General features: G+C 69.9%; 14 protein-coding genes. 13 read left to right on the plus strand and 1 reads right to left on the minus strand.

The features are described from left to right. The first annotated feature begins 47 nt into the window (after positions 1–47). The 4 genes from ACLF3G_RS19375 (at position 48) to ACLF3G_RS19390 (ending at position 3,074) form a co-directional block, all read left to right on the plus strand. Positions 48–338 (plus strand): hypothetical protein, encoded by a 291-nt coding sequence (locus ACLF3G_RS19375; protein WP_430671041.1) that lies wholly within the window; start codon positions 48–50, stop codon positions 336–338. Positions 339–342: 4 nt separating this feature from the next. Next, positions 343–1,209 carry a penicillin-insensitive murein endopeptidase gene (mepA, locus tag ACLF3G_RS19380; RefSeq protein ID WP_430671042.1) on the plus strand — a complete coding sequence of 289 codons (867 nt, stop codon included), beginning with the start codon at positions 343–345 and terminating at the stop codon, positions 1,207–1,209. Between the two features lie 160 nt (positions 1,210–1,369). After that, complete coding sequence (locus tag ACLF3G_RS19385; protein WP_430671043.1) at positions 1,370–2,179, plus strand: ABC transporter ATP-binding protein; 810 nt, start codon at positions 1,370–1,372, stop codon at positions 2,177–2,179. Beyond that, positions 2,169–3,074, plus strand: a complete 906-nt coding sequence (locus ACLF3G_RS19390) for an ABC transporter permease (RefSeq protein WP_430671044.1) — start codon at positions 2,169–2,171, stop codon at positions 3,072–3,074. The genes ACLF3G_RS19385 and ACLF3G_RS19390 overlap by 11 nt, the downstream gene beginning before the upstream one ends. 19 nt (positions 3,075–3,093) lie before the next feature. Here the strand turns inward: ACLF3G_RS19390 and ACLF3G_RS19395 are convergent, their stop codons facing one another. Then, positions 3,094–4,257 carry a lactonase family protein gene (locus tag ACLF3G_RS19395; RefSeq protein ID WP_430671045.1) on the minus strand — a complete coding sequence of 388 codons (1,164 nt, stop codon included), beginning with the start codon at positions 4,255–4,257 and terminating at the stop codon, positions 3,094–3,096. Positions 4,258–4,412: 155 nt separating this feature from the next. Between ACLF3G_RS19395 and ACLF3G_RS19400 the strand changes: the two genes are divergently transcribed. From ACLF3G_RS19400 to pcaG, 9 genes are all read left to right on the plus strand, one after another. Beyond that, positions 4,413–5,276 carry a 2-dehydro-3-deoxygalactonokinase gene (locus ACLF3G_RS19400; protein WP_430671046.1) on the plus strand — a complete coding sequence of 288 codons (864 nt, stop codon included), beginning with the start codon at positions 4,413–4,415 and terminating at the stop codon, positions 5,274–5,276. Then, the gene (locus ACLF3G_RS19405) at positions 5,267–5,875 is read left to right on the plus strand and encodes a 2-dehydro-3-deoxy-6-phosphogalactonate aldolase (RefSeq protein WP_430671047.1); all 609 of its coding nucleotides are present in this window, start codon (positions 5,267–5,269) and stop codon (positions 5,873–5,875) included. The genes ACLF3G_RS19400 and ACLF3G_RS19405 overlap by 10 nt, the downstream gene beginning before the upstream one ends. 78 nt (positions 5,876–5,953) lie before the next feature. Beyond that, the gene (locus tag ACLF3G_RS19410) at positions 5,954–6,997 is read left to right on the plus strand and encodes a TRAP transporter substrate-binding protein (RefSeq protein ID WP_430671048.1); all 1,044 of its coding nucleotides are present in this window, start codon (positions 5,954–5,956) and stop codon (positions 6,995–6,997) included. A gap of 103 nt (positions 6,998–7,100) precedes the next feature. Further along, positions 7,101–7,613: a TRAP transporter small permease gene (locus tag ACLF3G_RS19415; protein ID WP_430671049.1), complete on the plus strand. Its 513-nt coding sequence runs from the start codon at positions 7,101–7,103 to the stop codon at positions 7,611–7,613. Next, positions 7,613–8,935 (plus strand): TRAP transporter large permease, encoded by a 1,323-nt coding sequence (locus ACLF3G_RS19420; protein ID WP_430671050.1) that lies wholly within the window; start codon positions 7,613–7,615, stop codon positions 8,933–8,935. Before ACLF3G_RS19415 ends, ACLF3G_RS19420 begins: the two co-directional genes overlap by 1 nt. 55 nt (positions 8,936–8,990) lie before the next feature. Then, entirely contained in the window at positions 8,991–10,199 is a 1,209-nt protein-coding gene (gene pcaF, locus ACLF3G_RS19425; RefSeq protein WP_430671051.1) for a 3-oxoadipyl-CoA thiolase, read from the plus strand. Between the two features lie 68 nt (positions 10,200–10,267). After that, complete coding sequence (locus ACLF3G_RS19430; RefSeq protein ID WP_430671052.1) at positions 10,268–11,410, plus strand: alpha/beta fold hydrolase; 1,143 nt, start codon at positions 10,268–10,270, stop codon at positions 11,408–11,410. Continuing rightward, entirely contained in the window at positions 11,407–12,111 is a 705-nt protein-coding gene (gene pcaH, locus ACLF3G_RS19435) for a protocatechuate 3,4-dioxygenase subunit beta (protein WP_430671053.1), read from the plus strand. Before ACLF3G_RS19430 ends, pcaH begins: the two co-directional genes overlap by 4 nt. A 1-nt stretch (position 12,112) precedes the next feature. After that, complete coding sequence (gene pcaG / locus ACLF3G_RS19440; RefSeq protein WP_430671054.1) at positions 12,113–12,652, plus strand: protocatechuate 3,4-dioxygenase subunit alpha; 540 nt, start codon at positions 12,113–12,115, stop codon at positions 12,650–12,652. Positions 12,653–12,690 lie beyond the last annotated feature (38 nt).

A 12,690-nucleotide genomic window follows, 5' to 3' on the forward strand; every position in this document is an offset into this window, starting at 1 on the left:
CGTTGCGCGCCCGTTAGACTGACGCCGAGACTATCCAGGAGAGAACCATGACCGGCATTCCCACCGTCTTCGGCGACGGCATCATCGACGTCCATGTCGCCAGCGGCGTCGCCCGCATCACCCTCGGCGCACAGACCGGCGCCACGAAGGAAGGCAAGCCGGACCCCTCCGCGCTGGTCGTGGTGCCGGTCTTGCAACTGCCGAACCTGGCCCGCGTGCTGGTCGAGGTGACGCGCCAGCTCGAGGCGCGTGCCAAGGATGCCGCGGCTGCGGCCGCCCCGGCGGAGCAGCCCAGCCAACCCGATCAGGTCGCCGGCGCCTTCCGCTTCAACGGCTGACGGCATGCGGCGGCTTGTCCTGGGGTCGCTGCTTGCCCTCCTTGTCGCGCCGCTGTCTGCCTTCGCGCTGGAGGCCCCGCTGGCCCGGGCCGCGGACTGGGCCGCACCGCCGCGCCCTGCCCCAGGCCCGGCACGCAGCATCGGCACAACCAATCTCGGCTGCCTCGCCGGTGCCGTCACCCTGCCGCCCGAGGGACCCGGCTGGCAGGCGATCCGGACCTCGCGCAACCGCCACTGGGGTCACCCGGAGACCATCGCCCTGGTCGCCGGCATCGCCGGCCGTGCTCGCGCCGCCGGACTGCCCGATTTGTGGATCGGCGACCTGTCGCAGCCCCGTGGCGGGCCGATGCCCTGGGGCCATTCGAGCCATCAGTCGGGCCTTGATGCCGATATCTGGCTCGACCTGCGGCCGAAGGCGCGCGTGCCGGCGGCGCAGCGGGAGGAGCTTACCATCCCGTCTCTGGTGCGAGCCGATGGGCTGGACGTGGACCCGGCCCGCTGGACCCCGCGCCACGCGACCCTCATCCGGATTGCGGCGGAGGCGCCGGGCCTTGACCGGCTGCTGGTGAACCCTGCCATCAAGCGCCGACTCTGCGCCGACCATCGCGGCGCGGCCTGGCTACGCCAGGTGCGCCCCTGGCGCGGCCATGACAGCCATATGCATCTGCGCCTGCGGTGCCCCGCCGGACACGCCGCCCACGGGCAGGAGTGCCGGGACATCGCGCCGGCACCCCCCGGCGATGGCTGCGATGCATCGCTGGACTGGTGGTTCACGGAGGAAGCCCGCAACCCGCCGCGCCGCCCGTCCACGCGCCCGGCCCCACCGCCCCGCCTGCCATTGGCCTGCGCCGCGGTGCTGGCTGCGCCCTGAGCAGAAGTCCGGCAGGTTGCCCGTTTCAGCGCCAGCTTTTGCCGTGGCTCCGCCTCCAATCCAGCAGCCACCCCGCCTCGCTGCTTGCGCCGAAGCCTTGCTCTGTCGCACACAGGACCGTGCGCAACAGGCCCGCCGGTGGCGGGGCCGGGGAACCCGAATGGAACGACCTTTCGTCGAAATCAGCGGCGTCGCCATGCGCTATGGCGGCATGGAGGGTACGCTCGCACTGCAGGGGGCCACGCTTTCTGTGGGCAAGGGCGAGTTCATCGCCGTGGTCGGCCCCTCCGGCTGCGGCAAGTCCACCCTGATGCGGTTGGTCACCGGCCTGTGGCCCGCAAGCGCGGGCACGTTGCTGGTGGCGGGGCAGGAAGTGGATGGGCCGCTGTCCATTGCCGGCATGGCCTTCCAGAACCCCACCCTGCTGCCGTGGCGCAACATCATCGACAACGTCATGCTGCCGCTTGAGGTGGTGGAGCCGCATCGCCGCCTGCTGCGCGGCCAACGCAGCATGTACGAGCAGAAGGCGCAGGACCTGCTGAAGCTCGTCGGCCTCGGCGGGTTCGACAAGAAGTTCCCATATGAACTGTCCGGCGGCATGCAGCAGCGCGCCAGCCTGTGCCGCGCGCTGATCCACGAGCCCGCCCTGCTGATGCTGGACGAGCCCTTCGCCGCGCTCGACATCTTCACCCGCGAGGATCTCTGGGCGGTGCTGCAGGGCGTCTGGATGGCGCGGAAGCCCACCGTGATCCTGGTGACGCACGATTTGCGGGAGGCTGCCTACCTGGCCGACCGCGTGCTGGTCATGTCCTCTCGCCCCGGCCGCATCATCGCGGAGCGCGTGGTAGACCTGCCGCGGCCGCGCACGCTGGAGACCACCTACACGCCGGATTTCGTCGGCCTGGTGCATGATCTGCGGGAACACATCAGCGCCGCCCGTAAGGGCGAGGAGGTTGTCCATGGCCAGTGACGTCGCGATCCCGGCGCCCGCCACGGCAAAACCCGCCCCGGCGCGTGCCGATGCCACCATGTCTCCGGAGGCGATGCGTCGGCTTCAGGCCATGGCACTGGCGCAACGACGGCGCCGCCGGCTTCAGGCCTGGCTGCCCTGGCTTGTCATCATCGGCATGTTCGTCATCTGGGAGGCCGGGGTGAAGGCGTTCAACGTGCAGCAGTTTGTTCTGCCAGCGCCGACCGATATCGCCGCCAGCATGGTGAAGTGGTGGGTGCCGCTGCTGGACAATTCCTGGCAGACGCTGATGACGACGCTGATCGGCTTCGGGCTGGCGGTGGTGTTCGGCCTGCTGCTCGGCGTCGCCATAGGTAGTTCGTCGCTGCTCTACCATGGCCTCTACCCGCTGCTGATCGGCTTCAACTCCGTCCCCAAGGTCGCCGTGGTGCCGATCCTGGTGATCTGGTTCGGCATCGGCACCGTGCCCGCCGTGATCACCGCCTTCATGATCAGCTTCTTCCCGATCGTGGTGAACGTCGCCACCGGCATCGCGACGGTGGAGCCGGAACTGCGCGACGTGCTGCGCGCGCTCGGCGCCAAGCCCTCCGACATCATCCGCAAGGTCGGTCTGCCGCGCGCGATGCCGTATTTCTTCGCCTCGCTGAAGATCGCCATCACGGTCGCCTTTGTCGGCTCCATCATCGCGGAGACGGTGGCCGCCAACAAAGGCATCGGCCATCTGATGATCCTGGCGTCGTCGCGCTTCGACGTGCCGCTGGTCTTCGCCGGGCTGATCGTCACGGCGGTGATGGGTGTCGCCATGTACGTCGCCGCGGTGGCGATCGAGAACCGCACGACGGGCTGGGCCATGCGCGGCCAGAACGATCAGCAGATCACCGTGCCGGGGGTCTGACCCCCCGGCACGCGCCGCACTACCGGTCCGCCGTCCGCAGCGCCGCGCCGCCACCGGGCAACGCAACGGCGGGGCCGCTTTCGCTCAGGGCTCCATCGGCGGCGACGCTGAACATCTGGATGTTCCGCTCGACCATGTTCTGAGCCAGCAGCGTCCGCCCATCCGCGCTGAACACCACGCCCTGCGCCCAGGTGCCGATGCGCGCCTCCCCGGCCGGCACCAGCCGCATCTCCTCAACGCGGTAGGTCCGCACCAGGCCGGGCCCGCGGAAGGGAGAGCCTTCCGGCTTGTTCGACCCATTCATCACCGTCACCGCCACCAGCCGCCCATCCGGGCTGACCTGGATGCCCTCCGGCGTCTGCCCCACCGAAACGGTATGCACCGTGCGCCAGGTAGCCGGCGGGCCGGTGAGGCTGATCAGCGAGACGGTGTCCTCGTCCCCGCCGCCACGCCCGATATTCGCCACCGCCGCAAAGCTGCCATCCCGCGCGATGCCGAGCCCATAGGGCCGCAACCCGGCGGAGATCGTCCGCGCCGTCCGCGTCACCGTGTCCCCCTCCACCGCCAGGACATGGATGAAGAAGTCGCCGTCGCGCGTCACCAGCGCGTGCCGCCCATCCGGCGTGAAGGCGGCGTGGGAGACGCCGGAGGCGGCGGCCGCGACTTCCACCTTGCCCACCGCTTCCAGCCGCCCGTCGCGGATGCGGAACACGCTGACGGTCCCTTCCTCGCGGTTCGCCACCAGCGCCAGCGTCCCGGCGCGGTTCACCGAGAGCCCGGCCGGCCCGCGCCCGGTTTCCAGTGTCTGCACCACCGCCGGCGGGCTCGCCCGCAGGTCGATGACGGAAAGCTTGTTGTCGGGAATGCTTTTCGTCGGATCGGACGGGTCGATCCGTTGGTTCGCCGTGACCAGGACCAGCCTTTCATCCGGCGTCAGCGCCACCGAGAAGGGCGGCCCCACCACCGAGGCCGGTGCCGGCACCTCCGCCACCCGCCTTGGCGGGGACACCGAGAGGTCGAGCACGGTCACGCTGTCCGGTGCCGGATTTTGCGCGATCACCGTCGCGCCGTTCACCAGCGTCGCCTTGTTGTCATTGGCCGAAGCCGCCAGTTCGGCCCGTGCCGTTCCCCCGGCCAGCAGCACTACCGCCGCACCTGCCCTGAGCATCCGCTTCATCGCCATGTCCTCCATCCGGATTATCGCTCCGGCGCCGGCAGCATCCGCCCGCGGTGAAACCTGCTTCAAGCCCGCATAGGTTGCAGCTCCGTCATCCGACCGGCCCTTGCGCCGCCGCGCGGCCCGGCGCATCCCAAGGCGGGACGGAAACGGGACCAGCAATGATCGGAGTCGACTGGGGCACCACGAGCCTGCGCGCCTATCGCATCGGCACGCTCGAGCGGATCGACCGCCCCGCGGGCATCCTGACAGTTCCCCAGGGCGGTTTCCCCGCCGCGCTGCGCGACGCCATCGGCCCCTGGCTCGATGCGGGCGAAACCAGGATCCTGCTCTGCGGTATGGTCGGTAGCCGTCAGGGCTGGGTGGAGGCGCCCTACCTCCGCTGCCCCGCCGGCCCGGCGGAAATCGCCGCAGCCACCATCGCCGTGCCCTTCGAAGGCGCCGACATCCGCCTGATACCTGGCCTGACGACAGAGGATTCCGCCGGCATCCCCGACGTGATGCGCGGCGAGGAGACCAAGCTGGTCGCCCTGGCGGATACCGTCGGGTCCGGCCTCGCGTGCCTGCCCGGCACCCACAGCAAATGGGCGCGGCTGGAAGCGGGCCGCGTCACCGGCTTCACCACCCACATGACCGGCGAGACCTTCGCCGCTCTGTCGCAGCACACCATCCTGGCCCGCACCAGCGAGGACGGCCCGGACCAGCCAGCGGCCTTTGCCCGTGGCGTCGACCGCGCGCGCCAACCGGGCGGCCTGCTGCATCATCTGTTCGGCGCCCGCACCCTGCACCTGATGGACCGGTTGGCGGCGGCAGAGACCCGCAGCTTCCTCTCCGGCCTGCTGATTGGCCATGAGATCGCCGCCGCGGCAGATGGCGTCGCGGCGGTCCACCTCGCTGGCGCCGCGCACCTTTCGGATCTGTACGAGGCCGCGCTGACCCGGAACGGCATCACGGTGACGCGGCACGACCCGGACCTGGTCGCGGCCGGCCTCACCCATATCGGCAGGAGCCTTGGATGGGTCTGAAGGACTGGCTCGCCGCCTGCCCGCTGGTCGCAATCCTGCGCGGGTTGAAGCCGGAGGAAGCCATTGGGGTGGGCGAGGCCCTGGTCGCCGCCGGCATCACCGTGCTGGAGGTGCCGCTGAACTCACCTAACCCGCTGGAGAGCATCCGCCTGCTGGCGACACGCTTCGGCGAGGACGCGCTGGTCGGCGCCGGCACCGTGACCGACCCCGCCGATTGCGCCCGCATCGCCGCCGTCGGCGGCCGGCTGGTGGTGACGCCGCACGCCGACCCAGCCGTGGTCCGCGCTGCAAAAGCCGAGGGCATGATCGCCATCCCCGGCTTCTTCACCCCGGGCGAGGCTTTTGCCCTGCTGAAGGCCGGCGCCGATGGCCTGAAGCTGTTTCCGGCGGAGGCAGGCTCGCCCGCCATGCTGAAGGCGATGCTCGCTGTGCTGCCTCCCGGCACCCGCATCCTGCCCGTCGGCGGCATCGATGCCGGCAACATCCCAGCCTGGCGCGCCGCCGGCGCCGCCGGCTTCGGCATCGGCAGCGCCATCTACCGGCCGGGCGACAGCGCCGCCGCCGTCGCCGCCAAGGCCGCCACGCTGCGCCTTGCCTGAGCCGCCCGTGCAGGGCATCCTTCTGGCACATAACAATTTGCCGCGACCAGGGCGCGGACCAAACGGGGGGCTGATACCATGACCATCCAACGCCGGCATCTGGCCCGGCTCGGCGCCGGCCTGCTCGTAGCACCGGCCTTGATCCGCAGCGCCAGCGCGCAGGAACTGACGCTCCGCCTGCACCACTTCCTGCCGCCGGTCGCCAACGTCCACCGCCACTTCCTGATGCCCTGGGCGCAGAAGGTCGCGGCCGAGTCCAACAACCGCCTGCGCATTCAGATCTTCCCCTCGATGCAGCTTGGCGGCGCCCCGCCGCAGCTGTTCGATCAGGCGCGCGATGGCGTGGTGGACATCGTCTGGACCCTGCCCGGCAACACCCCCGGCCGCTTCCCGCGCATCGAGGTGTTCGAACTGCCCTTCATCGCGCATCCCCAGGCCGCGCCGAACGCCAAGGCTTGCTGGGAATTCTTCGAAAGCCACCTCCGCCAGGAATTCAGCGACGTCCACACCATCGTCGCCTGGGCGCATGATGGCGGCGTCATCCACGCCAACCGCCCGGTCACGAAGTTGGAGGACATGCGCGGCCTGAAGCTGCGCTTCCCGACCCGCCAAGCCGGGGAGGCATTGCGCGCACTCGGCGCCGCCCCCATCGGCCTGCCGATCCCGCAGGTGCCGGAAGCGCTGTCGCAGCGCGTCATCGACGGCGCCGTGGTGCCGTGGGAGGTCGTGCCGTCCATCCGGCTGCAGGAACTGGTGACGAACCACACCGAGATCCTCGGCAACCCCACCTTCTATTCGGCCACCTTCGTGCTGGCGATGAACAAGGCGAAGTACGAGGCGATGCCGGCCGATCTGCGCACGGTGCTCGACGCCAATTCCGGCATGGTCGCCGCGGAGATGGCCGCCAAGCCCTGGGACGAACAGGGCCCCGTCGTGCGCGCCATGGTCGAGCGCCGCCGCCAGAACACCATCGTACAGCTTTCCTCCGAGGAGAAGCAGCGCTGGGTCGAGGCGACGAAGCCGGTGATCGACAGCTGGGTCGCCGCCTCCCGCGAACGCGGCTTCGACGGCGCCGCCCTGCTCGCCGACGCCCGCCGCCTGATCGCCAAGCACGCCGCCTGACCGAAAGCCCTCTCCCCCTATTCGGGGGAGAGGGTTGGGTGAGGGGGGCCGCGCAAACCCCACCTATCCCGGCAGCCCCTCCCCCACCCAGGACCGCCGGCCCATGTCCAATGACGAAGCGCCCCCCGGCGGCCCCATCCCCTTCGCCGCCCGCGCCCTCGCCTTCCTCGGCGGCCTCGCGCTGCTGACGGCCGCCAGCATCACCAGCATCAGCGTGGTGCTGCGCTTCTTCACCAGCCAGCCGATCCGCGGCGACTTCGAGATGGTCTCCATCGCCGCCGGCGTCGCCGTCTTCGGCTTCCTGGCCTATGGCACGCTGATGCGCGCCAACATCCTGGTGGACAGTTTCACCGGCTGGCTGCCCGCTTCGGTGACGTCGCGCATCGACGGCTTCTGGATGCTGGTCTGGGCCGCCGTCACCCTGTTCCTGGCGGAACGCATGAGCCTCGGCGCCATCGAGACCCTGCGCAACGGCATGCGCACCATCGGCCTGCTTGCCCTGCCCTATTGGTGGGCCGTCGCCATCGGCGCCTTCGCCTTCACGGTCACCGGCCTTGTCGCGTTGCTGTGGTCCTGGCGTTTGGTCTCCGGGCGAGCGTCGGGCGGCCGCGCCTGATGGCACCGGAATTCGCACTCGCGCTGACCGGCTTCGCCGCGCTGCTGGCCCTCATCGCGCTGCGCGCCCCGGTCGGCCTCGCGATGCTGCTGGTGGGTGTCGGCGGCTACGTCCACATCCTGGATTGGGCGGCGCTCGGCAACTACATGAAGACGACGCCCTACCACCTGTTCGCGAACTACACGCTGTCCGTCATCCCGCTGTTCATCCTGATGGGCGCGCTGGCGGAACGTGGCGGGCTGGCGCGGGATTTGTTCGCGGCGGCGAATGCACTGATCGGCCGCAAGCCGGGTGGCCTGGCGATGGGCGTCATCGGCGCCTGCGCCTGCTTCGGCGCGGTCTGCGGCAGTTCCGTCGCCACCACCGCCACCTTCGCCCGCGCAGCCCTGCCGGAATTGCGGCGCTTCGGCTACGACCCGGGCTTTTCCACCGGCACCATCGCCGTCGGCGGCACGCTCGGCATCCTGATCCCGCCCAGCGTCATCCTGGTGATCTATGCGATCAGCACGGAACAGAACATCGCCAAGCTGTTCATGGCGGCGCTGATCCCGGGGCTGATCGCGATGACGCTGTACATCATCGCCATCATGATCATGGTGAAGCTGAACCCGATGCTCGGCCCGCCGGCCGACGCGCCGAGCCCGGAGGAGCGCCGGCGCGCCTTCCTCAACGTCATCCCGGTGCTGTCCATCGCCGTCATCGTCGTCGGCGGCATCTATGGCGGCGTCTTCACGCCGACCGAATCAGCCGCCATCGGCTGCATCGCGACCCTCGGGACCGGCCTGCTGCGCCGCACCCTCGGCCCGCGCCAGATCCGCGAAAGCCTTTTCGCCACGGCCGAGACCACGGCGATGATTTTCGCGATCCTGCTCGGCGCCGAGATCTTCAACGCCTTCCTGGCGCTGTCGCAGGCGCCGGACCTGCTCGGCCTCTGGATCTCGGAGCAGAATTATCCCCCCTATGTCGTCCTCGGCATCCTGTTGCTGACCTACATCATCCTCGGCGCCGTCATGGACGAGTTGGCGATGATGCTGCTGACCCTGCCGGTGTTCTTCCCCGTCGTCACCGCACTGGATTTCGGCCTGACGACGGAGGAGACGGCCATCTGGTTCGGCATCCTGGTGCTGGTTGTCGTCGGCATCGGGCTAACGGCGCCGCCCATCGGCCTCAACGTCTTCGTCGTCTCCGGCCTGGCGCGCGACGTACCGATGACGCGCATCTACCGCGGCGTGATGCCCTTCCTCGCGATGGATGTCCTGCGCCTGGGCCTGCTGGTCGCCTTCCCGGTGCTGAGCCTCTGGCTGGTGAACCTGCTGAGTTGACGCCGAGGGCCAGGGGCGGCACGACACGCGGCAAAGCTTGAGGGAAACCTGGATCATGGCCGACGCCTTCATCTGCGACGCTGCCCGCACCCCCATCGGCCGCTACGCCGGCGCCCTGAAGGATGTCCGCCCGGACGACCTCGGCGCCGTGCCCATCAAGGCGCTGATGGCCCGCCACCCCGACCTCGACTGGTCTGCGGTGGAGGACGTGATATTCGGCTGCGCCAACCAGGCCGGGGAAGACAACCGCAACGTCGCCCGCATGTCGGCCCTGCTTGCCGGCCTGCCCGAATCGATCCCCGGCAGCACCGTCAATCGCCTGTGTGGTTCCGGCATGGACGCCGTCGGCATCGCCGCCCGCGCCATCAAGGCGGGCGATGCCGAATTCATGCTGGCCGGCGGCGTGGAAAGCATGACCCGCGCGCCCTTCGTCATGGGCAAGTCCGCCGAGGCCTTCGGCCGCAGCGCCGAAATCTACGACACCACCATCGGCTGGCGTTTCGTCAACCCGAAGATGAAGTCCGCCCACGGCATCGATTCGATGCCCGAGACCGCCGAGAACGTCGCGCAGGATTTCCAGGTGTCCCGCTCGGATCAGGACGCCTTCGCCTACCGCTCGCAGCAGCGCGCCGGCAAGGCGATCGCCTCCGGCCGCTTCGCGCAGGAGATCGTCCCTGTCTCCATCGCCCGCCGCAAGGGCGATCCGATCGTGGTGGACACCGACGAGCATCCGCGTCCCGATACGACGATGGAGGCGTTGGCCAAGCTCGGCACGCCGTTCCGCAAGGAAGGCGGAAGCGTCACCGCCGGCAACGCATCCGGCGTCAACGACGGCGCCTGCGCCATCCTGGTCGCCAGTGAATCCGCCGCCGGCCGGCACGGGCTGACGCCGCGCGCCCGCGTCGTTTCCGTCGCCACCGCCGGCGTCGCGCCGCGCATCATGGGCTTCGGCCCGGCCCCGGCCGTGAAGCGTGTGCTCGCCAAGGCGGGCCTTACCCTCGCCGACATCGACGTCATCGAGTTGAACGAGGCCTTCGCCGCGCAGGCGCTCGCCGTTACGCGCGACCTCGGGCTGCCGGACGATGCGGAGCATGTGAACCCCAACGGCGGCGCCATCGCCCTCGGCCATCCGCTCGGCATGTCCGGCGCCCGGCTGGTGCAGACCGCGGTGCAGGAATTGCACAACCGAAAGGCGCGCTACGCCCTGGTCACCATGTGCATCGGCGTCGGCCAGGGCATCGCGATGGTTCTCGAACGCGCCTGACCAGGCGACCTCCTTCCCGCCTCGGATTTGCGGGTGGTAGAAACGACAGAGCCGCGTGGGGAGCCGGGATGTTTCTGAAGCTGGGTGACATCGTCGTGCACGCCACCGTGGAGGGGCCGGAGGAGGCGCCTGCCCTGCTGATGCTGCACTCCATCGGCACCTCGATGCATGTGTTTGAGCCGCAGGTCGAAACCCTGTGCCGCACCCATCGCGTCATTCGCATGGACATGCGCGGCCACGGACTGTCGGGCGTGACCGATGGCGACTATTCGATGGAATTGCACGCGGCGGATGCTCTCGCGCTGCTCGACGCGCTCGGCATCCGCAAGGCCCATGTCCTCGGCATGTCGATCGGTGGCCGCATCGCCATGCAGATCGCCGCCCAGGCACCGGACCGCGTGCTGTCGCTGATCCTGATGGATACGGCGCTGGAGTTCCTGCCGCCCAAGGCCTGGCAGGACCGCATCGAGGCGGTGCTGGAGATCGGCACCCAGGCGCTGGTGGAGGTGGTGATGCCGCGCTGGGTGGTGGACCCGGCCCTGCCTTCCTCCGAGGGCCTGCGCCAGATGCTGCTGCGCACGGATCGCCGCGGCTATGCCGGCTCCGCCGCCGCGCTGCGTGACGCCCGTGCGGCGCAGGTCGCCGGACATATCACCTGCCCCACCACCGTCCTCGTCGGCACCGTCGACATCGCGACGCCGCCGGAGGTCGCCCGCGATGTCCAGGCGGCCATTCCCGGCAGCCGCTACGCGGAGATCGAGGGCGCCGGGCACCTGCCCACCCTGGAATTCCCCGAGGCCAGCACCGCCGCCATCCTGGCCCACTTCGCCGCCCTGGCGCCACCGGCGGGCCGCGAGGCCGGCCTGGCGGTCCGCAAGGCCGTTCTGGGGGAGGCGCATGTCGCCCGCGCCTCCGGCAACGTCACGCCGCTGGATGCGCCCTTCCAGGACTGGATCACCGCCAATGTCTGGGGCGGCATCTGGACCCGGCCAGGCCTGACGCGCCACACCCGCAGCCTGCTGACCATCGCAATGATGGCGGCGCTGGCGCGGCACGAGGAGTTGGAACTGCACATCCGCGCGACCCGCAACACCGGCGTGACGCCGGAGCAGATTGGCGAGGTATTGCTCCAGGTCGGCGCCTATGCCGGCGTGCCCACCGCGAATGCCGCGCTGAAGATTGCCAAGGCCGTGTTGAAGGAAACGCCATGAGCGACCCGGCACCCTACCGCCACCCCATCCCCGGCACGCAGCCGCCCTACGACGCGCCGGCCTATGGCAGCACCCACAAGCGCCACCCGAAGCAGCCCCTGGTGCACATCCCGACCACGCTGACGGAAGCGAGCGCCCCGCATTTCGACCCGGCGGTCTTCACGCCGCAGGCCGACATGTCCCAGGTCGGCGGTCGCAGCGCGATGGGGGAACGCATCATCGTCGCCGGCCGCGTCATGGACGAGAATGGCCGCCCACTGCGCGGCGCGATGGTGGAGGTCTGGCAGGCCAATTCCAGCGGCCGCTACCACCACGCCCGCGACCAGCACGATGCGCCGCTCGACCCCAACTTCGAAGGTCGCGCCCGGATCTTCACGGACGAAAACGGCAACTACAGCTTCGTCAGCATCAAGCCCGGCGCTTATCCCTGGCGCAACCACGCCAATGCCTGGCGCCCGATCCACATCCATTTCGGCCTGCACGGGGCCGGCTTCGCCCAGCGCATGATCACCCAGATGTACTTCCCCGGCGACCCGCTGCTGCCGCTCGACCCGGTGTTCAACAGCACGGCGGACGAGGCAGCCCGCCACCGGCTGGTTTCCGTCTTCGACCTTGATGTGACGAAGCCCGAATGGGCGCTGGGCTACCGCTTCGACATCACCCTCCGCGGCCAGGCCGCCACTCCCTTCGAGAACGCCTGAGATGACCGCCGCCACCGCCAGCCAGACCGCCGGCCCCTACTGGCACATGATTGACTTTCCCGAATGGGCGGACCTGCTGCGCCCGGACGGTCCAAATGCCGGCGTGCAGGGCGAGCGGATCACCCTCACCGGCCGCATCACCGATGGCGACGGCGCCGCCTGCGCCGATGCGCTGGTGGAAATCTGGCAGGCCGGGCCGGATGGGCGCTACAGCCCCGGCTTCCACGGCTTCGGCCGCTGCGCCAGCGACGCGGACGGGCAGTTCCGCTTCACCACCCTGAAGCCCGGCCCCGTCCCCGGCCCCGGCAACGCCACCCAGGCGCCGCACATCGCCCTGACCATCTTCGCCCGCGGCCTGATGAAGCACGTCACCACGCGCGTGTACTTCGCCGATGAGCCCCGCAACGCCGAGGACCCGATCCTGGCCCTGGTTCCCGCCCCGCGACGCGGCACCCTGCTCGCCCGCCCCGAAGCCCCCGGCACCTGGCGCCTCGACATCCGCCTGCAAGGCGCGGACGAGACCGTCTTCCTCGACATCTGACTTCCCTTCAAACCTCTCCCCCTTGGGGGAGAGCGCCG

The organism is Falsiroseomonas sp. HC035 (assembly GCF_050563525.1).
GTDB lineage: Bacteria > Pseudomonadota > Alphaproteobacteria > Acetobacterales > Acetobacteraceae > Falsiroseomonas.